41 protein-coding genes are annotated in these 23,340 nt (G+C 42.9%); 1 reads left to right on the plus strand and 40 read right to left on the minus strand.

The window, feature by feature from the left end; translation table 11 throughout:
• Window positions 1–7 precede the first annotated feature (7 nt).
• The 37 genes from BXP28_RS08775 to BXP28_RS08940 form a co-directional block, all read right to left on the minus strand.
• Entirely contained in the window at window positions 8–1,054 is a 1,047-nt protein-coding gene (locus tag BXP28_RS08775; RefSeq protein ID WP_023485200.1) for a major capsid protein, read from the minus strand.
• Between the two features lie 15 nt (window positions 1,055–1,069).
• Window positions 1,070–1,426: a hypothetical protein gene (locus BXP28_RS08780; protein ID WP_036656480.1), complete on the minus strand. Its 357-nt coding sequence runs from the start codon at window positions 1,424–1,426 to the stop codon at window positions 1,070–1,072.
• Between the two features lie 14 nt (window positions 1,427–1,440).
• On the minus strand, window positions 1,441–2,064 hold the full coding sequence (locus tag BXP28_RS08785; RefSeq protein ID WP_036656478.1) for a phage scaffolding protein: 624 nt from the start codon (window positions 2,062–2,064) through the stop codon (window positions 1,441–1,443).
• Window positions 2,065–2,101: 37 nt separating this feature from the next.
• A complete protein-coding gene (locus BXP28_RS08790; protein ID WP_023485197.1) occupies window positions 2,102–3,121 on the minus strand; it encodes a minor capsid protein in 1,020 nt (339 codons plus the stop codon).
• Window positions 3,118–4,524: a phage portal protein gene (locus BXP28_RS08795; protein WP_235430650.1), complete on the minus strand. Its 1,407-nt coding sequence runs from the start codon at window positions 4,522–4,524 to the stop codon at window positions 3,118–3,120. The genes BXP28_RS08790 and BXP28_RS08795 overlap by 4 nt, the downstream gene beginning before the upstream one ends.
• 72 nt (window positions 4,525–4,596) lie before the next feature.
• The gene (locus BXP28_RS08800) at window positions 4,597–5,868 is read right to left on the minus strand and encodes a PBSX family phage terminase large subunit (protein ID WP_023485195.1); all 1,272 of its coding nucleotides are present in this window, start codon (window positions 5,866–5,868) and stop codon (window positions 4,597–4,599) included.
• Window positions 5,861–6,601 (minus strand): phage terminase small subunit, encoded by a 741-nt coding sequence (gene terS, locus BXP28_RS08805; protein ID WP_023485194.1) that lies wholly within the window; start codon window positions 6,599–6,601, stop codon window positions 5,861–5,863. Before terS ends, BXP28_RS08800 begins: the two co-directional genes overlap by 8 nt.
• A 58-nt stretch (window positions 6,602–6,659) precedes the next feature.
• Entirely contained in the window at window positions 6,660–6,827 is a 168-nt protein-coding gene (locus BXP28_RS23585) for a hypothetical protein (protein WP_158673683.1), read from the minus strand.
• A gap of 271 nt (window positions 6,828–7,098) precedes the next feature.
• On the minus strand, window positions 7,099–7,302 hold the full coding sequence (locus BXP28_RS08815) for an Acb2/Tad1 domain-containing protein (protein ID WP_024093566.1): 204 nt from the start codon (window positions 7,300–7,302) through the stop codon (window positions 7,099–7,101).
• A gap of 121 nt (window positions 7,303–7,423) precedes the next feature.
• Complete coding sequence (locus BXP28_RS08820) at window positions 7,424–7,957, minus strand: sigma factor-like helix-turn-helix DNA-binding protein (protein ID WP_077585010.1); 534 nt, start codon at window positions 7,955–7,957, stop codon at window positions 7,424–7,426.
• Window positions 7,944–8,114 carry a hypothetical protein gene (locus BXP28_RS22650; protein ID WP_155116272.1) on the minus strand — a complete coding sequence of 57 codons (171 nt, stop codon included), beginning with the start codon at window positions 8,112–8,114 and terminating at the stop codon, window positions 7,944–7,946. The genes BXP28_RS08820 and BXP28_RS22650 overlap by 14 nt, the downstream gene beginning before the upstream one ends.
• 462 nt (window positions 8,115–8,576) lie before the next feature.
• Window positions 8,577–8,885: a hypothetical protein gene (locus tag BXP28_RS08830; RefSeq protein WP_023485192.1), complete on the minus strand. Its 309-nt coding sequence runs from the start codon at window positions 8,883–8,885 to the stop codon at window positions 8,577–8,579.
• 93 nt (window positions 8,886–8,978) lie between these two features.
• Window positions 8,979–9,644 (minus strand): DNA methyltransferase, encoded by a 666-nt coding sequence (locus tag BXP28_RS08835; RefSeq protein ID WP_077585242.1) that lies wholly within the window; start codon window positions 9,642–9,644, stop codon window positions 8,979–8,981.
• Window positions 9,645–9,718: 74 nt separating this feature from the next.
• Entirely contained in the window at window positions 9,719–10,240 is a 522-nt protein-coding gene (locus BXP28_RS08840; protein ID WP_023485190.1) for a phiTE_072 family protein, read from the minus strand.
• A gap of 14 nt (window positions 10,241–10,254) precedes the next feature.
• Window positions 10,255–10,620 carry a hypothetical protein gene (locus BXP28_RS08845; protein ID WP_024093562.1) on the minus strand — a complete coding sequence of 122 codons (366 nt, stop codon included), beginning with the start codon at window positions 10,618–10,620 and terminating at the stop codon, window positions 10,255–10,257.
• Window positions 10,621–10,641: 21 nt separating this feature from the next.
• Entirely contained in the window at window positions 10,642–10,749 is a 108-nt protein-coding gene (locus tag BXP28_RS25755; RefSeq protein ID WP_472462630.1) for a DUF8096 family protein, read from the minus strand.
• Window positions 10,750–10,810: 61 nt separating this feature from the next.
• Complete coding sequence (locus BXP28_RS08850) at window positions 10,811–11,185, minus strand: RusA family crossover junction endodeoxyribonuclease (protein WP_036656474.1); 375 nt, start codon at window positions 11,183–11,185, stop codon at window positions 10,811–10,813.
• Window position 11,186: 1 nt separating this feature from the next.
• Window positions 11,187–11,396, minus strand: a complete 210-nt coding sequence (locus BXP28_RS08855) for a hypothetical protein (protein ID WP_036656473.1) — start codon at window positions 11,394–11,396, stop codon at window positions 11,187–11,189.
• Between the two features lie 118 nt (window positions 11,397–11,514).
• Window positions 11,515–11,691, minus strand: a complete 177-nt coding sequence (locus tag BXP28_RS24145) for a hypothetical protein (protein WP_023485474.1) — start codon at window positions 11,689–11,691, stop codon at window positions 11,515–11,517.
• Window positions 11,692–11,700: 9 nt separating this feature from the next.
• A complete protein-coding gene (locus BXP28_RS08860; protein ID WP_257125678.1) occupies window positions 11,701–12,147 on the minus strand; it encodes an ATP-binding protein in 447 nt (148 codons plus the stop codon).
• 78 nt (window positions 12,148–12,225) lie between these two features.
• On the minus strand, window positions 12,226–13,113 hold the full coding sequence (locus tag BXP28_RS08865; RefSeq protein ID WP_024093557.1) for a DnaD domain-containing protein: 888 nt from the start codon (window positions 13,111–13,113) through the stop codon (window positions 12,226–12,228).
• 48 nt (window positions 13,114–13,161) lie between these two features.
• Window positions 13,162–13,494 (minus strand): hypothetical protein, encoded by a 333-nt coding sequence (locus BXP28_RS08870; RefSeq protein ID WP_024093556.1) that lies wholly within the window; start codon window positions 13,492–13,494, stop codon window positions 13,162–13,164.
• Window positions 13,495–13,509: 15 nt separating this feature from the next.
• Window positions 13,510–14,322, minus strand: a complete 813-nt coding sequence (locus BXP28_RS08875; RefSeq protein WP_023485307.1) for a PD-(D/E)XK nuclease-like domain-containing protein — start codon at window positions 14,320–14,322, stop codon at window positions 13,510–13,512.
• Window positions 14,303–15,127: a hypothetical protein gene (locus BXP28_RS08880; RefSeq protein WP_023485306.1), complete on the minus strand. Its 825-nt coding sequence runs from the start codon at window positions 15,125–15,127 to the stop codon at window positions 14,303–14,305. Before BXP28_RS08880 ends, BXP28_RS08875 begins: the two co-directional genes overlap by 20 nt.
• A gap of 3 nt (window positions 15,128–15,130) precedes the next feature.
• Window positions 15,131–16,759: an AAA family ATPase gene (locus tag BXP28_RS08885; protein ID WP_023485305.1), complete on the minus strand. Its 1,629-nt coding sequence runs from the start codon at window positions 16,757–16,759 to the stop codon at window positions 15,131–15,133.
• Between the two features lie 69 nt (window positions 16,760–16,828).
• Window positions 16,829–17,407 (minus strand): spore protease YyaC, encoded by a 579-nt coding sequence (gene yyaC, locus BXP28_RS08890; RefSeq protein ID WP_024093553.1) that lies wholly within the window; start codon window positions 17,405–17,407, stop codon window positions 16,829–16,831.
• Window positions 17,404–17,835: a hypothetical protein gene (locus BXP28_RS08895; RefSeq protein ID WP_023485303.1), complete on the minus strand. Its 432-nt coding sequence runs from the start codon at window positions 17,833–17,835 to the stop codon at window positions 17,404–17,406. Before BXP28_RS08895 ends, yyaC begins: the two co-directional genes overlap by 4 nt.
• Before the next feature lie 7 nt (window positions 17,836–17,842).
• The gene (locus tag BXP28_RS08900; protein ID WP_024093551.1) at window positions 17,843–18,106 is read right to left on the minus strand and encodes a hypothetical protein; all 264 of its coding nucleotides are present in this window, start codon (window positions 18,104–18,106) and stop codon (window positions 17,843–17,845) included.
• A gap of 36 nt (window positions 18,107–18,142) precedes the next feature.
• The gene (locus BXP28_RS08905) at window positions 18,143–18,334 is read right to left on the minus strand and encodes a hypothetical protein (protein ID WP_036656470.1); all 192 of its coding nucleotides are present in this window, start codon (window positions 18,332–18,334) and stop codon (window positions 18,143–18,145) included.
• Between the two features lie 165 nt (window positions 18,335–18,499).
• A complete protein-coding gene (locus BXP28_RS08910) occupies window positions 18,500–19,183 on the minus strand; it encodes an ORF6N domain-containing protein (protein ID WP_036656467.1) in 684 nt (227 codons plus the stop codon).
• Window positions 19,180–19,368, minus strand: coding sequence for a hypothetical protein (locus tag BXP28_RS08915; RefSeq protein WP_024093548.1), 189 nt, complete (start codon window positions 19,366–19,368; stop codon window positions 19,180–19,182). The genes BXP28_RS08910 and BXP28_RS08915 overlap by 4 nt, the downstream gene beginning before the upstream one ends.
• A 35-nt stretch (window positions 19,369–19,403) precedes the next feature.
• Window positions 19,404–19,712, minus strand: coding sequence for a hypothetical protein (locus BXP28_RS08920; protein WP_023485301.1), 309 nt, complete (start codon window positions 19,710–19,712; stop codon window positions 19,404–19,406).
• Entirely contained in the window at window positions 19,709–20,464 is a 756-nt protein-coding gene (locus tag BXP28_RS08925; protein ID WP_024093547.1) for a phage antirepressor, read from the minus strand. The genes BXP28_RS08920 and BXP28_RS08925 overlap by 4 nt, the downstream gene beginning before the upstream one ends.
• A gap of 28 nt (window positions 20,465–20,492) precedes the next feature.
• Window positions 20,493–20,657 carry a hypothetical protein gene (locus BXP28_RS22660; RefSeq protein ID WP_155116273.1) on the minus strand — a complete coding sequence of 55 codons (165 nt, stop codon included), beginning with the start codon at window positions 20,655–20,657 and terminating at the stop codon, window positions 20,493–20,495.
• Between the two features lie 29 nt (window positions 20,658–20,686).
• The gene (locus tag BXP28_RS08930; RefSeq protein WP_023485299.1) at window positions 20,687–20,920 is read right to left on the minus strand and encodes an AbrB/MazE/SpoVT family DNA-binding domain-containing protein; all 234 of its coding nucleotides are present in this window, start codon (window positions 20,918–20,920) and stop codon (window positions 20,687–20,689) included.
• A 137-nt stretch (window positions 20,921–21,057) separates the two neighbouring features.
• The gene (locus tag BXP28_RS08935) at window positions 21,058–21,279 is read right to left on the minus strand and encodes a hypothetical protein (RefSeq protein WP_036656465.1); all 222 of its coding nucleotides are present in this window, start codon (window positions 21,277–21,279) and stop codon (window positions 21,058–21,060) included.
• Window positions 21,276–21,653, minus strand: a complete 378-nt coding sequence (locus BXP28_RS08940) for a hypothetical protein (RefSeq protein WP_042118685.1) — start codon at window positions 21,651–21,653, stop codon at window positions 21,276–21,278. Before BXP28_RS08940 ends, BXP28_RS08935 begins: the two co-directional genes overlap by 4 nt.
• Before the next feature lie 99 nt (window positions 21,654–21,752).
• Between BXP28_RS08940 and BXP28_RS08945 the strand changes: the two genes are divergently transcribed.
• Window positions 21,753–22,010: a hypothetical protein gene (locus BXP28_RS08945; RefSeq protein WP_036656462.1), complete on the plus strand. Its 258-nt coding sequence runs from the start codon at window positions 21,753–21,755 to the stop codon at window positions 22,008–22,010.
• On the opposite strand, the gene BXP28_RS08950 is transcribed toward BXP28_RS08945, so the two are convergent.
• From BXP28_RS08950 to BXP28_RS08960, 3 genes are read right to left on the minus strand one after another with little or no spacing between them, the layout of a single operon-like run.
• The gene (locus tag BXP28_RS08950) at window positions 21,987–22,247 is read right to left on the minus strand and encodes a hypothetical protein (protein WP_024093542.1); all 261 of its coding nucleotides are present in this window, start codon (window positions 22,245–22,247) and stop codon (window positions 21,987–21,989) included. The genes BXP28_RS08945 and BXP28_RS08950 overlap by 24 nt on opposite strands.
• 15 nt (window positions 22,248–22,262) lie before the next feature.
• A complete protein-coding gene (locus tag BXP28_RS25055; RefSeq protein WP_077585011.1) occupies window positions 22,263–22,523 on the minus strand; it encodes a helix-turn-helix domain-containing protein in 261 nt (86 codons plus the stop codon).
• Entirely contained in the window at window positions 22,456–23,280 is an 825-nt protein-coding gene (locus BXP28_RS08960) for a phage antirepressor KilAC domain-containing protein (RefSeq protein WP_077585012.1), read from the minus strand. Before BXP28_RS08960 ends, BXP28_RS25055 begins: the two co-directional genes overlap by 68 nt.
• Window positions 23,281–23,340 lie beyond the last annotated feature (60 nt).

Raw genomic sequence — 23,340 nt, forward strand, 5'->3', positions numbered from 1 at the left:
TTCCCTCCTAGACCACTTTAGCAATAAAGATTTGGTCAATGGTTTCAAACGAAGGCAGGACAATCTCGGAAACAATGGTTTCAACGTTCACCGGATGTGGCTCCTTAATAGTGGTGATTGCTACGCCCGTATTGACAATGGACACATTTGCCACAGTGCTTCCGGTCATCAGGTCAGATTCTTCCGGCGTTGTGCCGTAGTACGTATTGCCTAATGTACCATCCGGAATTAGGGTAAAGTAGCCATCAGGGTAAAACAAGTGCATGCTTCCGTCTTGCAAAGCAAACTTTTTGTTATAGACGGATATTTTAACGCCCAGTTTCGTTTCCAGGTATTGTTTCATCATGGCGTCCGTCATGATAATATTTTGCCCGCCTAACGGATTCATGTCTTTACGAATGGCTACGTTTTGTAGGATGTAGTTCCATGTTTTGCGGGTACAAATGGCGTTTGTCGGACGCACTCCTGTATCATCCTCTACTGTGTCCTGCCACGTTTTAATATCCCCAACAATGTCGGCTTCCGGATGACTCCATTTGTCTGTGTCGGTCGTTAATGTGATTTTGTGGCCACTTGGCATTTTGTAGTCATATTTGTACGCTAGTCTATTGGCTTCAATTTCAATTTTTCCGGATGAAAGTAACTGCATAATCATCCGTTCGGGGACGACTTGAGCACCGTTAATGAGTGTTGTCACGTCATCGTAAATAGCATTAATGACAGGCATAATCAGTGCCTCATTTTGCGATGCGGCTAGTTTATTTAACTCCTGCCGATCTTTCTCGCCAATTCTCATGGCCTCGCGGAAAAACGGCATCTCCGTATCAATTTTGCTAAATCCGATGCGATCCCGCAGAGTTGCCTTTGAATCAAATTCAGACGGCATTAAGGCAACGGGCAGCCCACGGGAACCCTTTATCCAACTCAGGTCTAACCCAAGTTGTTTCTTCGGCGGAAACAGCGTTCCTCCCAAATATGGAATGGCGTTTGAAGGGGTTGCAAGGTAATAGGTTGCAATATTCTTCGCGTTTACAAGATCAAAAATATTTGGCATGTTTATCATCCTTCCTTAGGCTAAAAATGTGATTTGGTTTAAGACTGCTTTTGTTGCGTCATCCGGCGGTGTGGGAATTTTGGCCGAATCGATGAAGCCATGAATGATCATAGCTCCTGATGCGGGACCATAGGTTACGTCAGTATCATTCATAAGAACTCCCTCTGCTTCCGCCCCACTTGCTTTTTTGGCAAGTTTAGAAGTATCCTGAAGAACTCCACCTCCCAGAATAGTACCGGCAGGGATTATTTTTTTGCCCTCGGAATTTGCCTCTACCCCTGCATCGTCTAGCGTAACCGCAACAGCGACATAGTGATCAGGGAATTTTAGGATGTCTTTTTTATTGCTAAACTTCGTTTCAACGAATTTCATGAACCCAACCTCCATTACTCAAAATAAGATAATCTGGCTTTCTCTAAGCCTTCATTGCTTTTCGCGAAATCGGCGACTCGTTTACCAAAGTCTCCGTCATGGCCGCCTTCGCCGCCTTTACCATCCACGCCATCGGCAGGACTTGCTCCTTTAAATCTTGGCGATGTCTGATCGTTTTGGACAAACAAAAAAGCCTTGCTTTCCTGCAGGACTTTCACCTGGTCATCGAGTCCTTTTAAAGCTCCCGATTCATCCAACTCCAATTTTGTTTTATCCAGAAGTCCGGCAACTAGTTCTTCATCGTGTACCTGACCGTTCAAAGCTAACTTGATAGCGTTAGTAACGGACAAATCTTTGATTTTTGTTTGGTACTCTGCTTCTTTCTTTTTGTTTTCATCTTGCAGTTTAGCAATTTGATCTTGAAGCGACTGATTATCCCCAACTGTTTTTTGCAATTCAGACAATTGTTTGTCCCGATCCTTGATCTCAGTCTCCAACTGCTTCTTAGCTTCATTGACTTCATCGAAGCGATGTTTTGGAATATGCCCTTTATAGTTTTCCTCAACACCTCCCGCAATTAATTGAATCTGTTCATCGGTCAAGCCTTTGCCTTCAAGTAATTTTTCCAACCATTCCATATACATAACTCCTCACTTTTTACCCGGTCGTGTCCGGTTATTCGACAAATTGTTTATACCATTCTTCATAGTTCAAATCGCCGGGAACATAGTAGGTCTTCCCGTTCTTGCCCTTTGCTGCTCTAACACCTACATCATCATCAAAAAACGCTACCGTGGTACTTCGGCAGCGTGGATGCAGAGGTGGAAAGTTTACTCCTTCTTTCTTTTCAGAAAGCAAAAACACCTTTCCATCCATATGACGGCATACTTTAGATGTCCTTCGGTCTAAGGTAGCCAAGAATTCGTATTTTTCAACCACACCACTTGCCTTATACGAATCAAACGTAGCTTGACTTGTTATATGTGCGCTTTCTGTCTGAACAAGTCTTGCTGCATTCAAAAAGGATACCTGCATCCTTTCGGATAGTGTACGAGCCGTCTTATTTACGTTGTCTCCCCTGATTAGAGACTGTGCTAGATTAGTATCCAGTTCCCGGATCAATTTGGCTTTATTTGCCCATATTCTTTCACTGTAATTAGCGCTCAACCACTTATTCGATATGATTTTCCCGGCAGCCTCGGAATCAATTTTAGCAAATGTAACACCAATGCCGGTCCCTTTTTGGATTTCATAAAGCGTTCTATGATACGTATCCGTATAGGTATCACTCAGCAGGCCGCCCGTGCCTCTCTTAGTCCCCTCTGACAATATTTCTATCTGATGCCTGAGTTGGATCTGCAAGGCTTCCAAACGGCTGATGCGGGTCCTGTAATAGACATTGTTTAACTCCTTTGTCCACCGGTGATCAGCGTTGTTTTTGGCTTTCTCAGTGAATTCCTCTAATGTCATTTTGAACTCTTTCAATTCCCCTGCATCTAGGAGCTTTTTTGCTTCTGCGTAGCTGATTTCATTGTTATCTGCGAACCTCATATAAAATGTCTCGATGTCCCTTTGCATAGAGTTCCAAGCCTTCGCATACTCCTTTTGGAGCCGGTTCACATAGCTATCTGCTTTTCTAAACTGCCTCAATCCTAGTTCCTCGGAACGTTTTCTCCAATACTCCTGAGACTTCATTCAGGTTCACCCTCCGGCTGCAAGCCAGGATAAGATTGTTCCTCAAATCGCTTCATGTCTTCTTCTTTTTCACTCTTGAGGCGTTGTAACTCATCTTGGGCATTTGTTACCCATGGATGGTTGGCTACAATTGTCTCATCTGAGATCACACCCTGGCTATCTTTCGCATTGCTAATAGCTTCCGTCTCGTTGATTAAAATGTCACGGTTAAAAATGAAATCCACGGACTCACCAGTAAAGTCTTTCCCCGTTGTGTTGTAAATATGGGCATTAATAAACCATAACAACTGTTCCAGGGATGCTTGAAATTCTGTTTCAAGGATGTTCGCATCCATGTCCAGATCTGCATATAAAAAGCGCAATGCAACACCGCTTTTATCTCCTCCAAATTTTTCAGATTGGGTATCCACACCACGCCCAAATTCATAGATGTCTTTTCGGTTTCGGTTCATGTGTGTTTCATAGGCTTCTGTATCAATTGGTAAAGAAATCGTATCAACACCAGAGTTTGCTTCAGTATCATCAATTTTGATAATACGGAATGTAGATAAATTCTTTCGGATTTCCCCTGACTCTGTGCCACCAAATCCTTTTACAACATAAATACTATCGGGCAAGTCTTCCAGGTTGTTGGTGTGATCAGATTTTCTTTCGTCGTAATCATCGACTAACGATTTGATCAATTCTACAAGTGGCTGTTCTTCATCGTTATACTTGAACGCTACAAACGGAACACGCTCCCAGTTCATCGGTTTTTCGGTTTCACCCTGGCCGACGAATTGAAAATGGGAATCTTCAGCACCTGCCTCCACATCGGGTACAAGAGAGCCTTGTAACACATACCTTTTTACGCCGTAACTATCCCACCATTCTACCTTTGTAACAGTAGTTCGCCGTGAGCCTTCGTAGACCTCTACCTCATACGTCCTTATCATGGCATCCAGTTCAGTATGTGCGGCATCTCGCCAAAGGGGGATGCATTGTTCTGACGGGATCTTTGCGAATAATAGGTTTCCCTCCATGTCATAGTAGGGATGTACCCAAGCAATTCCTTTGTTGATGCTCTCTTTTCCAATATTTTTGATCAGCCGAAGTAACGGACTTCCGAAAAAGTCCGTAAGCAGTTCTAAATACTCCTCATTGCTCGTTTGTATACTCATGGGCTTTGATAAGAGATACCCCACCTTTTGATCAACGAGTTTGCGAACAAAACCATTAACCAGTTTATTATTGGCCAGGTTCCCCACTATTTCTTTACATCCATTTTCCCCAATGGCGGTTCGTTCGCGCTTTAATATGTCTGTTTTATTTTTATAGTAGCGCTCCCCGGTCATCATCCACTTTCTTTTTTCGGACGTTTTCCACGCGCCCATTTCCACTTGAATGATTTGTTCCAAGGACATTCTTGCCTTAGCTCCATCCCGCAGTATGTTTGTGATTTCTTGCATTTCCGGTGACATGGTTTTCCTCCTTTCCTACTCAAATGAATAGCCACTTTTTAGATCGGCTACCTCGTAATCATCTAGTGCATACCAAATGGCAGAAAACGTATGAGGATCAATATTGAACTCATCCGGTAGGATTCTGCCGTTTTTATCTGTCTTATAGGTTAAATATTTAAGTTCTCTGATCGTGTTCGGGCATTTCTCAGAGCAAATAATCTTTTTAAATCGTTTTATCTTCTTTGTATACTGCAATCGAGAACCTGGGAACTTCTTTGCCGGACGCATATTAAAGCCTTTTTGCCTGAAATACCGTATGGTCTTGGGCTCAGCACTATCTGCTTTTATGAGTTCTTTCGTTCTTGCAAACTCTTGTAATGCTTCGGCTGTCCGGTCATCGGTCATCTGATTCTTATAATATTCCCAGTAGATATAGAGAATTTTTTGTTCGTGATCTACAGCCAGCCGAACCACAGCGTTATAGGAATCCTCAAATCCAAAATCCATTCCAGTTCGCTCAATCGGCTTTCGTATACGTGAAATTGCTTCTATGACTTCCTCATGAGAAGCTACCTCAAATTGAGGCAAAACTCTCACTCCGTTCACACCAAAACGACCTTCCCTCGCAATTCGGTAAAGGTCTGGGTCATAGGCTTTTAGTTCATCCAGTTGGGCAACATAACTTTTAGGTAAGAATAAGTTATCTTCAGCTGTTGAATGATGATAAAAGGTATCGTTTTTGACAATGGTCCGTTTTTCGTATAAATCTGTGTCTTCAAGCACAATGTGGTTCTTTAATTCGTCTTTGAAAAAGTGTTTGAATGTCCAGTTATCCTCACCTACCGGATTCGTAGATAGCAACATATGCAAGTCCAAGGCAGGATGCCGCAAACGTCCAAGAAGCTCCTTAAAACCTTCATATTTAACTTCGGAACACTCTTCAATCCACACAATAGATACATTATGAATCGACTTAAGTTTAGCCGGCTTATCCATACCTTTGAATATGATCTTGCTACCATTAGGAAATCGTATTTGCATGGGGGACGTTATAGGTCTTACAGTCCCATCCAGTCCCAAATCCGTTATGATTTCCTCTAATAGCGAATACGTAGAGTCTCTATGAGTATCGTATACCTCACGAACAACCAAAGCCGTCCGTTTCTCGTTCAGCAGCTTTAACACCAGTTTTAATGCTACGTGGTAACTCTTAGAAGATCCGTATCCACCGACAAGGAAATAAAACTTGTGATGCCAATCGAAAAGGAAATCTTCAAAGTGAGGGTTAACCTCTTTTTCAATCATCCGGCCTCATCCTTGCACGTTTAATCCTGATTTCAATAGGCTTGTCATGATCCTTGGTTGCTTTTTGTTCAAGCAATGCGATCTCGCCTTTCAATTTGTGAATGCGGAGCCGTTGTTCCTCATCCCCCTGCCCAACTCGAATCATTTCTTCGTACTGTTTGATTAAACTTCTCAGGGTAGACATAGCCCTAGATTGGGCTTGCAGAAACGTAGCTTGTTTATCCCAAGCGTGCTGATACTCCCATTCTTGTTCAAAGAAATTATCACTGCTACTGTCTTTCTTCAACACTCGCGTTTCATCTTCTTGATCGCGAACAAACATAATCCGCTGTGCCCGGACAATGGCTGTATACTGTATGGTGATTTGATCCCAAAGCAGGTCAAGCGGAGAACGTTCTGAAATCTGCTCCATGATCTCCATCGTTTCCTCGGGAAAGTACTTTCGAAAGAAACCATGCGTTACGGCGTTAGCATTTTTTCTAGGAGGCGCGCCTCCACGATTTCCCACAGCGTTTTTGTTTCCTTCTGGAGCACCGCCTTTTGGCTCAGTTTTTGTAGTACTACATTCACCTGTTTGTAGTACTACATTCCACTTATCCCTACTTTTCCAGTTGCTGATGGTCTTTTCTTTCTCCCCCAGCATTTCAGCTATTTCTCGGTTTGTTATGTTACCAGAACGTTTAAGCCAAATCTTCAAAGCCTTATCTCGGTTCGGACTTCTCGCTCTTGCCATCTATTTCACCTCACCCACCTCCCAATTTGTATTGAGTTTGTTTTGTGAAAAATGAATCTTACATCCTTAAGAACGCAATCATGAAGTATACGACTAATCCTGTCATGCTAGCAATTATAGCATTGGCTACCCTAATGCTAGCATCTTTACCCCAAATAATTCCCGCAACCCTTAACCCGGTGTTGAGTGAGTAAAGCACTGCCAGTATCCAAGCTAAAGCGATCATGTGCCCACCTCCAAAAAATCATCGTAAAAAAAGCTCACTTACCCAATACAGCCTGAATGAGGAGCCACACAGCCCAAAACAAAGCCAGCAGGATGTGATAGATTGCCCCAGAAATATCATTCGCTTGATATCTGGTATGGGAACCATAAAATTCGTACATCGAAAGAGTGCCCAAAATTATCATGCAAATAACCCTTACTACCGTCATGAAATCCACGCCACCACTCCTCATTCCAAAATAAAAAGCCACTCCACTGAGTGACCGTATAATTTAATTCCTTGCGATGGCAGCGTTCGCCCACATCACTGCTTGCTCTAAATTTGTTAGGGCCAGTGACTTTTCCCGGCTGTTCGGGCAACTCTCGTCAATCAGATGGGCAAGCTCCTCCGCTTTTCCTCGGATTGCTGTATATTTCTGGGTCTGTCCTTCTTTTGGTGCGTGGTATTTAAAGTTGTTTTCTATTTGTTGGTTCATGTTTTACCTCCTAAATTAAAATAAAAAAGAGAGGTTGCCAAATATTTCTGGTCCCCTCTTTTGATCAGTAGTTTTATGCTGTCATATATAGGTGGAAATCGTATGACAAAATCAACCACTTTTATCCTACAAGGAATAAACTGCTATTTAAATCATGAAAAATTTTCTTCTGTGCACGCTCCACGTACTTCTCCACGCTGCTTTTACTTATGCCCAGGAATCCAGCAATTTCACTAAAGGAAAAACATTCTCCATGAGCCATCACATAACATTCCCTTTCTCTATGGGATAATATGGATAATGCATCCTCTATTTTATATTTTTCCCAATCAGATAAATTAGAAGCGCTGCCGGCTGTGCTTTTAAAAGCAAAAGCTTGAAGTTTTAAGGGATCTATTAACTTTTCTCGCTGGTAAGCTGCCCGGCGTTCTATACCTCTTATATTCCCAGGTCTCCGTCCCTTTTTCAGCCATTCAATTACAAACTCACAGTCTGATATCATCTCACTGATTATGCATCTTTCTGCTTTATCCTCTGATTGTTCTCGAGCCGAAAGAAGTGACTTTCTTGTATCCTTATATTCTTGAATTAGATCCTGCAAAAATTCATCACTCCTTATACGGTAATCTCTTACGAACAGTTCATTTGTTGTCATCTGGTCCAATGTACTCATGAACCAACTTTTCCAATTTTTCTTTGAGGCGTTTTAGTTCACCCTCCGCTGCATCGGCACGGGCTTTTTCATCTTTGTACTTTCTCTTGAGTTCTTCTATGCGCAGCTCCAGTGCAATGATAACAGGCTCATGATTCATCCTCTGTACCCCCTAACACCATAATGCTCGGCACACCATTCTGTGGATCTATTACCAAATTGTATTTTTCAGAAATTTCCTCCATATTGGGAAATAAATTTAGATCTGAGAATACCTGATTACACCATGGACATTGTTTTAGTTTGTGATTGACTAATTCATAGAATGGCTTCCCACAATTGTTACACCTGCACTTACTTGTAGGAATTGGCATATTGCTTGCTTTACTCATCCCCTGCACCCCTTTCCCATACTTCCATATTTAGCCCATGCTCGAAGTCATCTATGGATAAAGTTTCTACCTCAGTTGTATCTAATACTACTGTCATAGTGTCTTCACTTACTTTTTTTACTAAAGCAAGTGCGTCCCATTCATATCCTAAAATATCCCGTCCGGAGATATAAACGGCTTTTCCGACTAAAGACCGGTCAAACTCTTTTTTTTGCTATGAACATCCGGTCTCATTCCTCCTTTGCAAGCATGCGTGGAAATTCCTTCGCCTGATCTATTAATTCCTGATACGAATAATAAATGTGATCATCTTTATCTTCGCATTCTTCACAACCGTACCAGCAGCACTCTACCGTCTTTGTGCTTATTTCTTGAGATGTCAAGCGCTTGATTGAGATCGTAACCTGATACTCATCCCCTTCTTTCATTTTTCCTAAAAAAATATCACTCATCCCGTCTGTCTCATCTATATAGCAACCCAACGCGCTATCTGCATCCTTGGCAGCAATATATAAATTATTGATTTTGTAAACATTCATCCGGTTTCAACTCCTTTTGGTAGGGAGAAGGCTGGTGCCCTCTCCTTTATTCCTCCCAATAGTTTGTTGCATGCTCTATCCCCTCCCTCAAACTTATAAATTCATTACTAACTGCACATTTTGAAGGCGTTGCTTCCCGATCTTGACCCACTTTTCTTCTTTCTCGATTGCTATGAAATTCCGTTTATTTTTTATAGCTGCCACTGCTGTTGTTGCGACTCCCGCACAATTATCAACTACTAGAGCGCCTTCATTTGTGTATGTTTTTATTAGGTATTCAAATAAAGCTACTGGTTTTTGTGTTGGATGGAAACGTTTTTGATCTCGTTGAAAGTATAAAACGTCCGTTGGAAAGCGATCCGTTTGTCCTCCACCCTCTATTCCTACTTTTGTATTGCCGTAATTACTTCCGTCACTCGAAAGCTTTTTATAGTGGTTTACGGGAGGATGCCCCTGTGTCTTCTGTGGGTTATATGTCGGCAATCGCCTATAAAAAACAAGTATGTTCTCATGGGATTTGAGTGGCATTTTGTTAGCATTCAAGAAGCCCGTAGGATTGTTTTTCACCCAAATCCATTCGTACCGGAGCATATTAATATTGCTCATTCCTAAAACTTTGTCGAAAGGCGGCTGAGCTGTTAGAAGTATAGCCCCGTTTTGTTTAATGATTCGTTTATAATGGCTCCATAGCAGGTCAAGTGGCAATCCCACATCCCATTCGTTTTGGGTTGTTTCATAAGGTAAATCACATAAAATCATATCTACCGATCCGTCTGGAATTTCCGGGAATATATCAAAACAGTCCGCGTGTATAATCTGGTTCAGGAGTCCTTTCACTCTATCCCCTCCCTCGCTAACTCTTCTCGTATAGCTTTCGAAAGCCTTGGCAATAGCTTGTTAACAAAAGCTAGAGCAGAACTCGGATACCCTCTTATATAGAACTCTTCCGCATCAGATATGGATGTTTCATCATACCAATAAGCAAATTCAAAATCACCATAAAGCCAATCATGACGTTCCAACAGATCCCACTCTTGTCTAGCTTTTTCTCTGGTAAAAGTCCCATCTCTCCGACAACTTATGATGTATTCTTTTATCCGTTGAAGAGTTTCATCCCCATCATATTCCTTTAACTCATAAAACAACTTAGGGAGGAAATATCCCCAATTTGTCCTTTCTTGCGCAAAAAAATGGCGAAAGTCTTCACATCCACTATGAGGCCATTTGTAAGCACAATTCCCATAATCAGTTACCGCAGCGAACATCCCTGTTTCATCAAGCAAAAACGTGCCCCATCCTTCCCCATCAATCTGGGGAATATCGTAGCGCCAATGCTTTATTTCCTTGGTGTACATGTTCTATCCCCTCCCTACCATCTTGACACCGTAAAGCTTGCAATAACTTCTCCGACTGGGTTTTTTTGTCCCCTGATGTGTCTTTTCGAAAGGAGGGTTGGCTTGTAATTTCTATACAGTCTCTCCCATCTATTTGCATTTTCAGCTATCTCATAAGCCCAAATCTTATAATCTTCTACGTGACTATCTGGTTCTGTATCACATCCACAGTCACACCAATCTTGCTCAATGATTTTTTCTAATACATCTTTATCTTCTGTCACATACAGCGATGAAGTGTATGTGTTCATCATCAAATACAGTTGATCCGTTTCTTCTACATTTGGTAATTCCGACTTGATAAATCTAACTGCCTTGTAAATAGATTCAAAAGATTTCATTGTTGATCACTCCTTTTTTGCCTAAACTTTTACCTTGGAACCACAACCGGTACATAACCGGATTAACTCGCTATTTTCATACCGGAGCTTGAATTTCCATCCTGCACATTCCGAGCATCTTCCGGGCATGCGTTTTAATGCATATATCGTCCTTTCTGCGGGGTTTTCCTTCTTGGATTACCATTTATACCTACTCATGTCTTTCAAGCTCTATTTCGACCCTTGGACGCTCCCTGTCGATGCCATAATCCATGACCTGTGGTAACGCATGTTTGTCATCATCGTAAAATCTAGCATCCTCCAAAGCGTCCAAAAGAATTTTAAGTCCGTTATGTGTATCCCGTCTCCTTCTGTCCGGAAAGTAGAACCACAAGCGAACAATGACTTTACCTCCTGCCGTTTGCCATCCGTTTTTCTTCCGCCAGTCTGAAGCTAAAATGACCGTTTCTTCGTACCATTCCCGCGCTTCTTGACTGAGTACCCTAACCGCTCTTTTGCCTTTGTAAGCATTCCGGTACATGTGGTTGACGCTCGGCACCAAACCTTCCAAGACCAATCTGTTCATGCTAGTTCCCCCTCGCTCCTCTTGGGCGGTCTTTTATCTCTCCATGCCGAAACAACTCCATGATGAGTATGGCAACTTCGTCCGGATCCCTAGATACAGATTTGGACATGTCATCTACACTCATTCCCTGTTCCCACATCTGTTTAATGCGTTTTATGTCCGTCAAAGTCCACATGAAATCTATATCCTCGCAAATGATTATTTTGTTCATGGTGGTTTACTCCTCTTCCAGCTCTTGTTTGTCTGCCTGGTACTGCTCTATGCCGCGGCGTAAAAATTCCTCAAAGTCTTTGTCAAAGAGTTCGTAGTCATCGATCTGCCCGTTCATGTCAGCCCTCCCTCATCCGGTAATTTAAATCTTTATTGCCGATAATGGTCACCGTCATCCCGCGGGCCATATCGCGGAGTCTGCTGCCAATCGCTTCGTCAATCTCCACCATCTGTGCAAAGTTGCGTTCGGAACTGATCAGCATGGGCAATTTCTGGAGGTTCCGGTAATTGATCATGGCGAAGAGCTATTCTTTCTGCCATTCGGTTGGCTCGCTACGGCCCTTGAACAGGTCGTCTATGAAAAGCACTTCTGCCTGTTGCAGCCTCCTCACACGCTCGTCTAACTGGTCCAAGTCTTTTCTAAGCTCGTTAAATCCCTCAACGTAGGGAAAGTAGACCACTCCGATTCCTCTCGCTAGGAGGTTATTTGCCACTGCCATAAGCAGGTGTGTCTTCCCAGCCCCTGGGCGACCCAGCAACGCAATGCTGTTACTCCTCTGATTCCGGAGCTTGTCAAAGTCCCTGACGTATTCACACGCTACCGCGTAGGCTTCCCGGACAATCTCGTGTACTTGGCCCAACTCGAAGTTATCAAACGTCTTCTTGGCAAACTCGTCTGTTATGGCGGATGCTTGAAACAGTCGCTGCAGTCTTCTCTTTTCGACACAATCGCAGGTGACCCAAACGTCCATGAGCCATTCCTCCCCGTTCACGATCTGGGGGATTTTTTAAAATAGCCGAACTCGTCTTTGCACTTGTGACAGGCGTAATTAGCTTCTACCGGCTTTTGCGAGATAGGCGAACTCACTTTCAGCTCCTCCGCTCGCTGCTTTATTTTTTCCAGGTCGAATCCCGCCAGGGCTTCCCTTAGACTTTGCATGCTGTCCCTCCCTTCTGCGCGCTTGATCCTCTGCGAATGCGGCATAAGTCAAAATCCCGCGCTGCGAACAATTCTCAAGAATCCCCCAGAAGTACCGGATATCCTTTCCCACCTCTCTGGTTAGCACGGCAGCCTGTTCCACCACTTCCGGTTCTATGCCCATCTTGACGAGGTTTTCAAGCTTGCTAAGCTGTACAGGATTGACAGCAACGCCAAAATATTTCTCCACGGATTCATAGGCCTTCCCAAAAGGCTCGTCGCGCTCTTTATTAACACCACCACTATGTTTTAGGTTAGGTATGGTTAGGTTAGGTTCGGTAGCCCTGTGACTCACGGAGTCGTCACTTACTTGTTCACGTGACGGTTCCGTTTGTCCGTGTGACGGGCGCGTGACATCTTCGTGATCTGTACCTTGAGTCTCTTGCTCTTCATTCTTCTTGGCACGTGACTTCCGTTTGCGTTCCTTGTTTTGCTCGCGCTTTTCAATGAGCCGTCCCGCGTACTCTGACCAGTCATGTATGGTCATGTCACTATCCACAAAACCAGCATGATGCAATGCCTTCATGAGCGTTTCGGAATCTCCATCCCATTCGCAAGCGTCTGCGATATCTTCAGCTTCGTACTTGGATAGACTGCCATCTTGGGCATAATCCATTGCCCACCACCAGAAGAAGTGAAGATGGCCTACTGCTGCCGGTAGCGAAACCCCCAGCAATCTCGCAAACCTTTTTGTCTTTGGATGTCTAGCAAGCTCCTGGTGACTCTCTATCCAAGCCATTTTTAATTCCTCCTCTTTTACTCTGCTTCACAAAATGCTTTCTTTCGGTCATGTCAAATCCTTTATTACAGCCTCTATACAAGCTTTTATTACTCTCTTCGACCGTTCACCTTCGGGTGTCCCGTCTAAAAAAGCGTGACAATCCCGGCACAGGTGTAGGAGATCTGTCACTTTCGTTTTATGAGTTAGCTTTCCTCTGCTTGTAATATGAGCACGGTCTGTAGCTCTTGCTGCACCGCAGCATTCACAAACACCTTGGCTGCGTTCTTTTAGTTTCGCGTCCACAGATGGGCTAATATCCCCCATCTGTTTTTGCGTAAATTTTACTCGTTTACTTTTTACTTGTTCCGATTTTGGGTAAGGTCTGAAAGGTAGGCTCATCGTATCACCAACTCCTTAATACAGACTGAGTTCCGCAAAATGCTTGATCTGTTTAATTACTTTTGTAGACCTGCAGTAATCGCACTTCTCACACCGGACAGGTTCGGTCAGACCTGCCTTTACTTCCTTGACTCTTTCGATATTATTTCGTACAACTTGCAGACTTGCTTCTATTACGTCGTAGTCAAAATAGATGATTTCATGGTCTGGTGGGTCCTGTTTGTTCACAATGACCATATGTGGGATAAGCCATTGCTTACGCCCAGTATGGCGTTTCTCGATCTCTGCATATACGGCCATCTGAACGGTGTAGCCATAGTGATCGAGAAAGTTTTCATAGCATTGCGCTTCTTTGTTCCACCACTTTCCAGCTATCTCTTTGAGAGTTTTTAGGTCTGCAAAGATGCCCACTTCTGGTTGATAGCTATCTAGCATGACTTTCCATGGTAAGCCAAACAAATCAGCGGTCATGATGACTTCTTTTTGCCCGGCCAGCGCCTTCGTGACAAGCGGATCATTCTCCAGCACTTCGATCATTTTGTTACAGTGCTGGAAGTTGGACTTTAACTGCCCTGCTGTCGCCCCCCTGCTGCTGTAAAGGTCTGGATTGTTAGCCTTAAATTCATCCAACGTTCCCTCGTTCCAGGCATGTACATAATGTCCTTCCATAAAAGCCGTTCTTGAGGTTTGTTCATACTCCCCATTGATTTTAGCCATTGCCTGAGCTTCACAGCCCCCAAACGCGGGCAGGAAACTCTTGAATTGGCTTACAGACATATAGTGACGGTTGGCTTCGAGGCTAAAGTAATTACTCTTGGTTAGCTTCATTCTCTTCCTCCCGATTCAAAGGGGAATCCGTTTCGCTCTTTGGCTTTGGAATATCGAAATAGTCTTCCCGTTTGGCCATATGATCGCGGAGAGATTTATACACGCTCCGTAGCCGTACAAAATCGTTATCAGTGAAAGCTTCTACTGCACAACCAATAAATTGTTCTATCATCTCTTTGCTGACTTGAAATTCTTCCCGGAACGCGCTGATCATCTTCCGAATTCTATCCTCCAGCGGTTCTTTGTATCCGTTCTTAAGCGTTTGTTTGCACTTCTCAACGGCTGCCTCTACCACATCACCCGGAATCACTGCGAGGATGCATGAACGGACTCTACGAGCCCCTTGGTTGGCCGTCATCTCGTAAATATCGCGGGGGTCATGTAGTGCATCCAGCTTCCCCCTGGCTTTTCGCTCATGTTTGACCGTGAAAATCTTGGTCTGCCTTGTATTATTTTCAAGATCCCAGGCATACGCCATCATGCTGGATGAGCCATTTCGTTGCTCCAATTCAATGACACCAAAATCCATGTTCCCCCAAGCTTGCGCAATGGCTTCAGCAAGCCGGATGGATGGGCCAGATATTTTCTGGCCGCCCCTTGGATATTCGTACAACGCACTTTCTGCCAATGAAACCCGTTCACAGGATTTCATCAGTCTGTCGTATGCCATGTATTCATCACGTGGGAATTTCTTTGCCATAAAGACCGCCGCCTGTACTTCTTGTGCCTGTCGTGAAACTAAGGCTTCTGCTGGAGGTCCAGACTCCCTACGTTGCATCATGTTTTCATGTGTGATTAATTCCATCCCTTAACCCTCCACAATTTCAATGTTCAAGTCCTGACCATCTACTGTTTCTAAAACGAAATATTGATAGTCGTCTGTTTTGGCCACCTCAATAATGTCCCTTTGTTTGCTGCCAAGGTTCTGCCACCCGTCGACGCATATAACTTTTAACGGTCCTGCTTGGGCTTTTGCGAGTTTAAAAGCAAACTCCAAGGATTCCCCTTCAGACAAGCCATCAATCAACGTATCATGGATTCGGATCCGTCCCTGCTCATCTACAGACAAACCATCAACCGGCAGTGCGGCAGTCTTGAGCAGTTCCTTAGGGAGTTCGCGGGCTCTTTTGATCTTGGAAGTCAGTTCTACACTTCGTTCTTCTTTCGGTGTCAATTTTTCACGTATGATGTCGTTCATCCGTTCCCACTCACGAAGGTATTCTTTCATGCTCGCCGCATGGTCAGCAGCCTCCTTCAAAGGCGCGGTATCGACCCATACCGTATTTGCGACAACTTCCTGAGCATTGCCTGTTTTCGCTTGTTCTGAGGCAATCAGGTTCGCTTCTTGGTCTGTGATCTTCTCTAAATCCTTTCGTTCATGTTCATCGAGGCTTCCCAACGTAGCCCGTTTTTCAGCAATCTGTTCCTTGTATTCCGCAATGAAAACACGGGATTGTTCCGATGCCATTTGAATTTCTTCGCGTGCCGCCTGCTTTTTTGCTTGGTACTGAAGTTTCAATCTCTCGATCGCTTGTTCAAGTTCATGATCAAGCCGCGCCGATACTTCCATCACTCTTTGGTCTGCATCATCTACATGGGCCTGCTCCCGCTGAATATGATCCTCCAAGCGTGTTATGGATGATTTCAGCATGTCGCGCTGCCGGCTGTAGTCCAGACGCTTTTCTTCAGATGCATTCGCCATACGACGCTTGATATCGTCAATACGCAAGGATAAACCGTCAATGAGTGTCTGCGCCTCTTCTAGTCGTTTGTTGGACTCTTCCGCATCTGATAGCTTCTTATAAAGCTCCTGCAAGTTTACTTCGCGCCATTCTTCCCCATCGTAGTTAGAAGGAAGGTCACGTTTGATTCCCTCAATATTTGCCCGAAGCAAATTAATTTCACGGTTGATCGATTCCCGTTCCGCATAGTAGCCCGTTTCAATTTGTTTGAGAATCTGAAGAATATGTAGCTGATAGTCCGCCTCGGGCACCTCGCCAAACCAGGCTTTGATATCGTCTACGGTCCAGTCAATTTGGAGCATATTGAGGATGATTTCTGTTTGCTCTTTGGCATTCTTTTGCACAAACTCAATTGGTCTGAAAATGTCTCCGTTAATCAATTTGCGAAGGAATGCCTCGGTACTACTGACTGCTTTAGATTCATGTTTAACCTTGAGATAGTCGGCTTTCTCGGACCGTATTTTTCTGGTTGTCTGTAATCCATCGTCAAGTTCGACAAACAATTCCGCCTCGCCCGCATCGTGTCGAATGACTTCTGTCCGGCGGTTCTTATTCGTGAATATCTTTTCAAGAGCTTCTATGAAACTTGTCTTTCCAGTGCCAGAATCACCCGATACCTTATTCATCTTGCCCGGACTGAAAAGCAGTTCTTTAATTCCGAGCCAGTTCTTGATTTCAATTTTTTTAATATGCATCCTATATGAATCCTCCAGTTCTTGATTTTTTCTGGATTTATGCTATGATTTCGGTGAATTTTGTTTTTTTTATTTGGCAATTGTTGTGCTACCAACAATTGTCCTTTTTTCAGTAATGCTCTCAGCAGCCGCGGCAACGAGTCTCTTTACGTTCTCTTGATATCTGCGAGACTTCATCACCTTGAATAATGCTTTTCCGGTAATCCTCGCCATCTCGTCAACGAGCGCTAATCTTGTGCATTGTAAAACCAAATATTCCATGTAACCACCGATATTCACGATTCCTTTGATGTGTATATCTCCTACTGGCGGCAGTTTTTTGTCTACTCCTGCTCCCGGCTGTAAAGGTCCGGCCGCGGTCTGAATTTCCCCTACACTAGATTCCCTACCCAGGCAGGCATCAACCGCAATGATGAACTTCCCCTTTGTTGACTCTATAGCTTCCGTAAGATTCATAGCATGTACAGGATCTTTCAATGTCCCTATTACTTGTTTCATCCCACGTTTTCTTAAATAGCTTCCCACTAATGGACCAAAGCTGTCGCCTGTTGAGCGATCTGTACCAATACATATGATAACGATGTCCTCTGTCTCGACCGGAATCAATGTATCCAATTTTCTTGCTAACCTTTCTACCCTTTTTCTCATGCTGGTCCCCTTGTTTCGTCAAGAATGCGCTGGGTGGTTTCCCGGATGGTTTCCTGGGCTCGGAAATCAGCTGCCTTACTTCGTACTTCATAGCCTTTCATGATATCGCTTGCATAGGCTGGACCTGATTTTAATCCCGTTTTTTTCACAAGCATAGTGGCTAGATTCATTTGGTCTTTCTCCTCTCTCTCATTAGGACTTTGCTTTGCGGGTGTCTCGTTATCTTTGGTTGCATCTAAATTATTAAAAGCTATTTGGTAGATGGATGTAGTTGCTAGATACTCATCCGAATACGGCATCACTTTCCCATCATCCCAAATTCTTGCCCAAGTATACGATGTGCCTATCCATGGATAACCTGTTTTGGGAAGTTTGAAGTATCCCAATTTTTTCAATTTTCGTGCTTTCAACCAGCTTAATCGTTTCATGCCCCTTTTAACCTTTCTTTTTTAGAGTCAGTCTCATATTTTCCAGACCATGTGCATACTCCTCAATAGTTTTTAGCTCAAGGTTAACTTCGTATACACCCTTAATCCTTCCCGAGCTCGCGGAGAACGTGGTAGAGCTTCTGGCGTGTCTTCTACTATAAGAGAGGTACCATTCCCTTAAGTCATTAAGTACCTCCTCTTTAGTGCCATACGATACAACCCTATCGCCGCCCCCTGTGAGGGATTCCAATCTAATCAGCCAAACTTTCAACTTTATCTCCTCCTTTCAAATGATTCTTTCAAACAATCACAAAACTGATAATTCAGGTTCTAACTGAAGTGAAACGACCATAGCCGCATTGATGTAGACCGTTTTCTTGCCCAATGATAAGGCGATCATGGCATCCATTTCTTTGGGCAAGATTCCCTCCTGAACCGGCCTTATTTCAACATCTGTATATTCATCCCCGGTTATTAGCACAATGCTTTTCGCCTTCAAGTGAAGCCCTCCCGTCTAGCTCTCGTTCAAAAGTGAATAATAACTCCTTTATTACGGTGACCTTCGTTTCGTCGCATATTGGTAATTCAACGATGTTCTTAATGCGGCCCACTATATACGGATAAGACATTTCAGGCTTCTTTTCCACAAGCCTTTTTAATGTATTCATGCAATTTCTCCTTTCTTTGGTACCCATGCTTCCACATACCGGATTACAGCAGAATAATCTTTCTTCAGAACGTCCCTAACGCTGGGCGCTTGCCAACGATCCCTGATTTCACCATTCAATTCTCTAAACAGAGGTTTCCGCGCTTCTTTATCCGGTTCAATGCTATATACCTTTTTCCTGACTGCCTTTTGCAACCGGTATTGTTGACCAGAGTCCAGGGTGATCTGGGTATCTAACTTACGTTCAACGTTTTCAATCTTGAACTCAATTTCCGGAAGCTTATTCATCATTTCGGCGGTCTGTTGCAAAGCGATGGCAATCGCTTCATTTGCGGAAAGAGTCGGTACATCCTTGATACGGTAATATTCGTCTACTAACATTTCGTAGGCTTCCCAAGCCCGATCTGTATTAAGCGACTTAGCATGCATCCATGCACCCTTTTCTGTCCAAAGGTAGAGAATAGGTGCAAATTTAAGGTTGTCGTCAATTTGACGAGTGGCTTTAAAATTCTTGAGTTCTTGGCCTTGTAAAATATAATAGTGTTTCCCTTCTGTATAGCGCTCTTCATTTCGTTCAAAGTTCTTGCTGATAATCTTGGTTTCAGTTCCGAAGGATTCTGATAATTGGGCTGTAGTGAGTACACGTTGATTGTTATGGATGATCACTTGTAATGAACTCATGTATAGCTCCTTTCTGCTTCTTCTTTAGCTTCCTCAAATTTAGCAAGGATTTTTTCGATAATCTTTTCTATTGAAGCATCAAGAGACATTGTAATTTTTGGGGTTAACGTTACAGAGGTAGCCTCTCTTTTCTCCGATTCCTCCTGCACAATTTCCCTGACTCTTTGTTCTTGTAATTGTTTCATTTTGATGTTCCTTTCCTGTTTTTTTGTATTGCAGGCTAACGTCGATTTCTTGTACCACCTGTTGCACAAGAATGCTCAAATTGTTCTTTTAGTGTCTGAGCTAGAACCTCAATGCTAGGTAACGCTTCATAAGAATCTAAATGAATTGCGAGATTGGTCGTCATTTCTTTGGCGGCCTTCTTGCTGTAAAAATGTTCTACAATTTTTAAAATGCACACTGTAGCTTCCACGTGATCAAAAGATTCGGCTTCTAAACCAATACATACATCCTCGATTGCGCGAAAGAAATCTGATACATCTTCTAACTTGTTACGTGGGTGAATGATTTCTTGAATTGCTTTCATGCTGTAGCCCCTTCCTTAAACTTATTAATGAAATAAACCTGTCCTTTGCCTGTTACTTTAGATGTTTTATTAATGGCGACATGTCCGTCACTGTGAGTGACTGCGGTTTCCTTGATCTCAAACAGTCCCATTTCCATTGCCCGTTGTGTCGGTATGTTGCGGTCCGTTCCTTTTCGTTTAATTAAATAGCCCTGTTTGCGCATCCATTCAAAGAGCCTTTTTTCTCCTATATCGAAGCCGTTTTGTTTCAACATCTTTGCCAGCTCGCCTACCAGTATGGATGTTGGACTGGCTGTTACAGAATCAGCAAACAATACCTTGGGTCTATCTGATTTCACTTGGGCTTCAAGCTGCCGCCTTACTTCACGTTCTTCTTTTAGCTTTGTCACCGCTTGTATGAGCAATTCTGGATCATCTAAGAGTTCGTCAGTCGCATACATGCCTGTTTTGCGAATAGCCGGCAGCACTTCGTGTGTAACCCAACGCTTAAATTGCTTGGCTTCGGGTTTGCGGCTTTTGAGTATTGCACTATACAGACCAGATTCATTGATAATGGTTACTTCTTGATTTCCTCCGGGGGTACGTACAATCTGCGTATCCTTTTCATCATCATCCAAAGTCCTTGTAAAATCGCTTGCCATGCGAAAGCCTAAAAGTTCTGATACATCCTTTGCAACCCACCACGGATGCCCGTCTTTCACAACCACCCGAACATCTTTCCCAGTGAAGTTAAACACTTGTAATTGATTCATGTGATTAGTTTCCTTTCCGTTTTTTAAATCAAAGATCAAACTTCCTATCAATTGGTAGCCTGAAATTGATCAGTGCAATGATCGTTTCTGCATTTTTCCTTAATTGCTCAGGGTTGTCCTTCAACGATTCGTTCGTTTGTGCAAGTAACTCAATCTGATGTTCAACAATCTGCTTAGCTTGTTCGGTAAACATGTTTCTCACCTCCTATTTCAATTTTTAAATCATTCTTCCAAACAACTACGACAAACCGGCTTTCCTTGGGGACCACGAATAAGATCCTCTATTGATCTGCAAATCGTGCAACCGGGGTTATACTTGTGAAGGATTACTTTATTCTCATCGACAAAGATATCAAGCGGCTCTCCTTCACTTATATCCAGGGTGTCGCGAAGTTCTTTCGGGATTACTAACCGTCCTAATTCATCAACTTTTCTTACAATTCCAGTTTCTTTCATTGAACATATCCTCCCTTTTGGTTCTAGACCTAAATTACAATCTATTAATGCTTGTATACTTTGCATAAAGCTTCACTATAGGCATTCGCTTCATCGAGCCACTTGAGACGTTCAAGTCGTTTTTTACAGATGCTGATTTATTCATTTTCATGCTCCTTCAGCCGTTCTTCACAAAATTTTATGCTGTCTTCGAGTTTCCTTTTTATTAGCGCCCGTAGTTCACTGTCTAGGGCGAAATCCATAAAAACCATCGTTTTATCTTGAGTCCACACATAGAGCCATCCGTGATAACTGTTGATTTTAGTAAGCTGTGACTTGAGTTGTTCGAGATGTCTTTTTATAGATTCTATTTCATTCATTTTCTTGCTCTCTCCTCTGATTTTGGCGTAATGATATCAAGGGCATATTCAATTTTTTCTACACCCGTTTCTAAACAATTTAGCTCAGCTTTGATATGCTGTATTTTGCTTTCAAACTCATATTTCTTTATTAGAAGTAACAGGTGGGGATCAGTCACAGTTTCGAGATGTTCTTCTTCGCACAAGTGTATTCTCCTATTGCCAGATACCGTATTTTTTACCTTGTCAATGTCTAGGTAGCAGATGTCATATCTCCACTTTCCATAGTTTTCCGGAAACGTCTTGTTTACTATTTCTACAATTTTTTGTCCTCCCTGTAGCATGGCGAAATCGCCTATTTCAAACTTGCTGTTCGGCTTGGTTTTTTCATTCATTTCCTTCTGCTCCTTTTTGGTAGGATTTTTGACCTCTCCTGTAGAATATTGGTAGTTGTCCATACTTACCAATTAACTAGAAGGAAGGAGGAGAGCTCCATGAACAAATTCAAAATCGAATTATTGGAGAAAGCATTTGAGAATTACAACAAACACGGTAATTCCGAAACTTGGCACCAGTGTAAAAATGGAGATGACTGGATGTACTTTTCCGAAGCAATTCGACATCTTGAAGATGAGGGATATATCACCACTGATGATTTTGATCCTGATGAGGACGACGTATTTTTAGCTATTGCCAAACCCATTCGATATGAACTCACAACAAAAGGATTAAGTTACATCAAGGAAGGTTGACCAAGTAATATCCACTGGGAACGATAGGGTTACCACAACTTGTCGTTCCCATTTTTTTAGATCCAAGCCCCTAAAAAACGGAAGCAGTTCTTCTGCACTTGCGTTCTTCAACTCTTCAAGAAGCAACTTACACATTAGTTGTTTTTGCTCCTCTCTACTTCCCGTCTTCGAAACCTCAGATCCAATGTAGTCGTCTAACACTTTCGTAATGTTCATTGCCTTGTTACCTTGATTCATTTCCTTCAGCTCCTTTTATAAACGATAATTCCGTTTCTCTTCTTCTTTGGCCCACCTATCCAAACTAACCGTGCTAAACAAATACTTTGGCTTCCTACTGCCTTCCGAACCGATAACTCTATGCGGGATGCGTTTTTCTCTGCACAATTGGCGTAGAGTATAGTCGGATATCCGTAGATGTTCGCAAGCTTCGTTAAATGTTAGAGTTTTATCTTCTGGAATAGACAATCGTTCCAGGATGCGTTTTTCCGCTTCTGCTACTTGAGCCGCTACCATATCGGCGATTGCTTTTTCTACTGCGGTCAGACTCCCTTTCGATGACCGGAAGGATTCCCTCTTTCTTAAGCAAATCATAGATAAAGAGTCTTCCTTTTTGAGTCCATTTCGTATTTACTTTCGACTTCTCTGCGTCGATTACGTGAGTGGTGGTTTGTGTATATCCTTTGTCTTGGTACTTCGCGTAGAGCAGCCAGATGTCTCCTTGCTTATACTGCACTTTTAATTCATGTAGCTTTTGATTGAAAGCTATAGCACTCATTCCGTAGTCTTTGGCGATCTTGGAAACGGACAACAGCGATTTGTTCTGAAGCACCATGTCATAATAGGATGCTTTCGGTTGTAATTCATTTACCTGTTGGGTTAGAACAAACTTATCTGTTGTTAGAGCGGCTACTTTCTGTTCAAGATATTCATGGGCTCGTTTGATGACCATTTCCGGGCTGTTCCACTTCCGTTCAAGGTCTAAAAAGTATTGCCTTGCCTGCTTACCTTTGTCATTCCGTTGAATCATGGAGATTTCTTTTGCCATTTCGATTTTGATGTGGTGGTCAACCATGTCATGTTCCCGACCGTGCGATGTTACTCTTTTTTGAGTAACTTCAATGTAGTCCACATTCTCAACAAATCCATATTCCACCATTCTTTTAAACCAGTCGTTGTATCGAGTACCAACTTCTAAAAATTCATGTAAATCACGACCACTTACAAGTAAGTTACCATTTTCATTTGAATGTGTTGGGATTAATTGACTCATTTCGACACTCCTTTCAGGATTGTTTTATTGCATTTTGTAAAGTATAAATTCGAGCTCACC

Source organism: Paenibacillus larvae subsp. larvae, assembly GCF_002003265.1.
GTDB classification, from domain to species: domain Bacteria; phylum Bacillota; class Bacilli; order Paenibacillales; family NBRC-103111; genus Paenibacillus_H; species Paenibacillus_H larvae.

Coding starts and splice junctions, on each gene's coding strand:
- BXP28_RS08820 (WP_077585010.1), bottom strand. CDS start 7,957: ATGACAACAAATGAACTGTTCGTAAGAGATTACCGTATAAGGAGTGAT.
- BXP28_RS08850 (WP_036656474.1), bottom strand. CDS start 11,185: ATGAACAGATTGGTCTTGGAAGGTTTGGTGCCGAGCGTCAACCACATG.
- BXP28_RS08815 (WP_024093566.1), bottom strand. CDS start 7,302: ATGAACCAACAAATAGAAAACAACTTTAAATACCACGCACCAAAAGAA.
- BXP28_RS08940 (WP_042118685.1), bottom strand. CDS start 21,653: ATGAATGAAAAAACCAAGCCGAACAGCAAGTTTGAAATAGGCGATTTC.
- BXP28_RS23585 (WP_158673683.1), bottom strand. CDS start 6,827: ATGATCGCTTTAGCTTGGATACTGGCAGTGCTTTACTCACTCAACACC.
- BXP28_RS22650 (WP_155116272.1), bottom strand. CDS start 8,114: ATGAATCATGAGCCTGTTATCATTGCACTGGAGCTGCGCATAGAAGAA.
- BXP28_RS08880 (WP_023485306.1), bottom strand. CDS start 15,127: ATGGAATTAATCACACATGAAAACATGATGCAACGTAGGGAGTCTGGA.
- yyaC (WP_024093553.1), bottom strand. CDS start 17,407: ATGAGAAAAAGGGTAGAAAGGTTAGCAAGAAAATTGGATACATTGATT.
- BXP28_RS08935 (WP_036656465.1), bottom strand. CDS start 21,279: ATGAATGAAATAGAATCTATAAAAAGACATCTCGAACAACTCAAGTCA.
- BXP28_RS08835 (WP_077585242.1), bottom strand. CDS start 9,644: ATGATTTTATGTGATTTACCTTATGAAACAACCCAAAACGAATGGGAT.
- BXP28_RS08785 (WP_036656478.1), bottom strand. CDS start 2,064: ATGGAATGGTTGGAAAAATTACTTGAAGGCAAAGGCTTGACCGATGAA.
- BXP28_RS08790 (WP_023485197.1), bottom strand. CDS start 3,121: ATGAAGTCTCAGGAGTATTGGAGAAAACGTTCCGAGGAACTAGGATTG.
- BXP28_RS08845 (WP_024093562.1), bottom strand. CDS start 10,620: ATGAAATCTTTTGAATCTATTTACAAGGCAGTTAGATTTATCAAGTCG.
- BXP28_RS08840 (WP_023485190.1), bottom strand. CDS start 10,240: ATGTACACCAAGGAAATAAAGCATTGGCGCTACGATATTCCCCAGATT.
- BXP28_RS08960 (WP_077585012.1), bottom strand. CDS start 23,280: ATGAGTCAATTAATCCCAACACATTCAAATGAAAATGGTAACTTACTT.
- BXP28_RS08870 (WP_024093556.1), bottom strand. CDS start 13,494: ATGAGCCTACCTTTCAGACCTTACCCAAAATCGGAACAAGTAAAAAGT.
- BXP28_RS08910 (WP_036656467.1), bottom strand. CDS start 19,183: ATGAGTTCATTACAAGTGATCATCCATAACAATCAACGTGTACTCACT.
- terS (WP_023485194.1), bottom strand. CDS start 6,601: ATGGCAAGAGCGAGAAGTCCGAACCGAGATAAGGCTTTGAAGATTTGG.
- BXP28_RS08895 (WP_023485303.1), bottom strand. CDS start 17,835: ATGAAACGATTAAGCTGGTTGAAAGCACGAAAATTGAAAAAATTGGGA.
- BXP28_RS08780 (WP_036656480.1), bottom strand. CDS start 1,426: ATGAAATTCGTTGAAACGAAGTTTAGCAATAAAAAAGACATCCTAAAA.
- BXP28_RS08920 (WP_023485301.1), bottom strand. CDS start 19,712: ATGAAAGCAATTCAAGAAATCATTCACCCACGTAACAAGTTAGAAGAT.
- BXP28_RS08865 (WP_024093557.1), bottom strand. CDS start 13,113: ATGGCTTGGATAGAGAGTCACCAGGAGCTTGCTAGACATCCAAAGACA.
- BXP28_RS08855 (WP_036656473.1), bottom strand. CDS start 11,396: ATGAACAAAATAATCATTTGCGAGGATATAGATTTCATGTGGACTTTG.
- BXP28_RS22660 (WP_155116273.1), bottom strand. CDS start 20,657: ATGTTTACCGAACAAGCTAAGCAGATTGTTGAACATCAGATTGAGTTA.
- BXP28_RS08875 (WP_023485307.1), bottom strand. CDS start 14,322: ATGAAGCTAACCAAGAGTAATTACTTTAGCCTCGAAGCCAACCGTCAC.
- BXP28_RS08950 (WP_024093542.1), bottom strand. CDS start 22,247: ATGAATCAAGGTAACAAGGCAATGAACATTACGAAAGTGTTAGACGAC.
- BXP28_RS08860 (WP_257125678.1), bottom strand. CDS start 12,147: ATGGACGTTTGGGTCACCTGCGATTGTGTCGAAAAGAGAAGACTGCAG.
- BXP28_RS08945 (WP_036656462.1), top strand. CDS start 21,753: ATGAACAAATTCAAAATCGAATTATTGGAGAAAGCATTTGAGAATTAC.
- BXP28_RS08925 (WP_024093547.1), bottom strand. CDS start 20,464: ATGAATCAATTACAAGTGTTTAACTTCACTGGGAAAGATGTTCGGGTG.
- BXP28_RS08930 (WP_023485299.1), bottom strand. CDS start 20,920: ATGAAAGAAACTGGAATTGTAAGAAAAGTTGATGAATTAGGACGGTTA.
- BXP28_RS08830 (WP_023485192.1), bottom strand. CDS start 8,885: ATGAATGTTTACAAAATCAATAATTTATATATTGCTGCCAAGGATGCA.
- BXP28_RS08775 (WP_023485200.1), bottom strand. CDS start 1,054: ATGCCAAATATTTTTGATCTTGTAAACGCGAAGAATATTGCAACCTAT.
- BXP28_RS08800 (WP_023485195.1), bottom strand. CDS start 5,868: ATGATTGAAAAAGAGGTTAACCCTCACTTTGAAGATTTCCTTTTCGAT.
- BXP28_RS24145 (WP_023485474.1), bottom strand. CDS start 11,691: ATGATCAATTACCGGAACCTCCAGAAATTGCCCATGCTGATCAGTTCC.
- BXP28_RS08885 (WP_023485305.1), bottom strand. CDS start 16,759: ATGCATATTAAAAAAATTGAAATCAAGAACTGGCTCGGAATTAAAGAA.
- BXP28_RS08915 (WP_024093548.1), bottom strand. CDS start 19,368: ATGAAACAATTACAAGAACAAAGAGTCAGGGAAATTGTGCAGGAGGAA.
- BXP28_RS25755 (WP_472462630.1), bottom strand. CDS start 10,749: ATGCCCGGAAGATGCTCGGAATGTGCAGGATGGAAATTCAAGCTCCGG.
- BXP28_RS08795 (WP_235430650.1), bottom strand. CDS start 4,524: ATGTCCTTGGAACAAATCATTCAAGTGGAAATGGGCGCGTGGAAAACG.
- BXP28_RS25055 (WP_077585011.1), bottom strand. CDS start 22,523: ATGGTAGCGGCTCAAGTAGCAGAAGCGGAAAAACGCATCCTGGAACGA.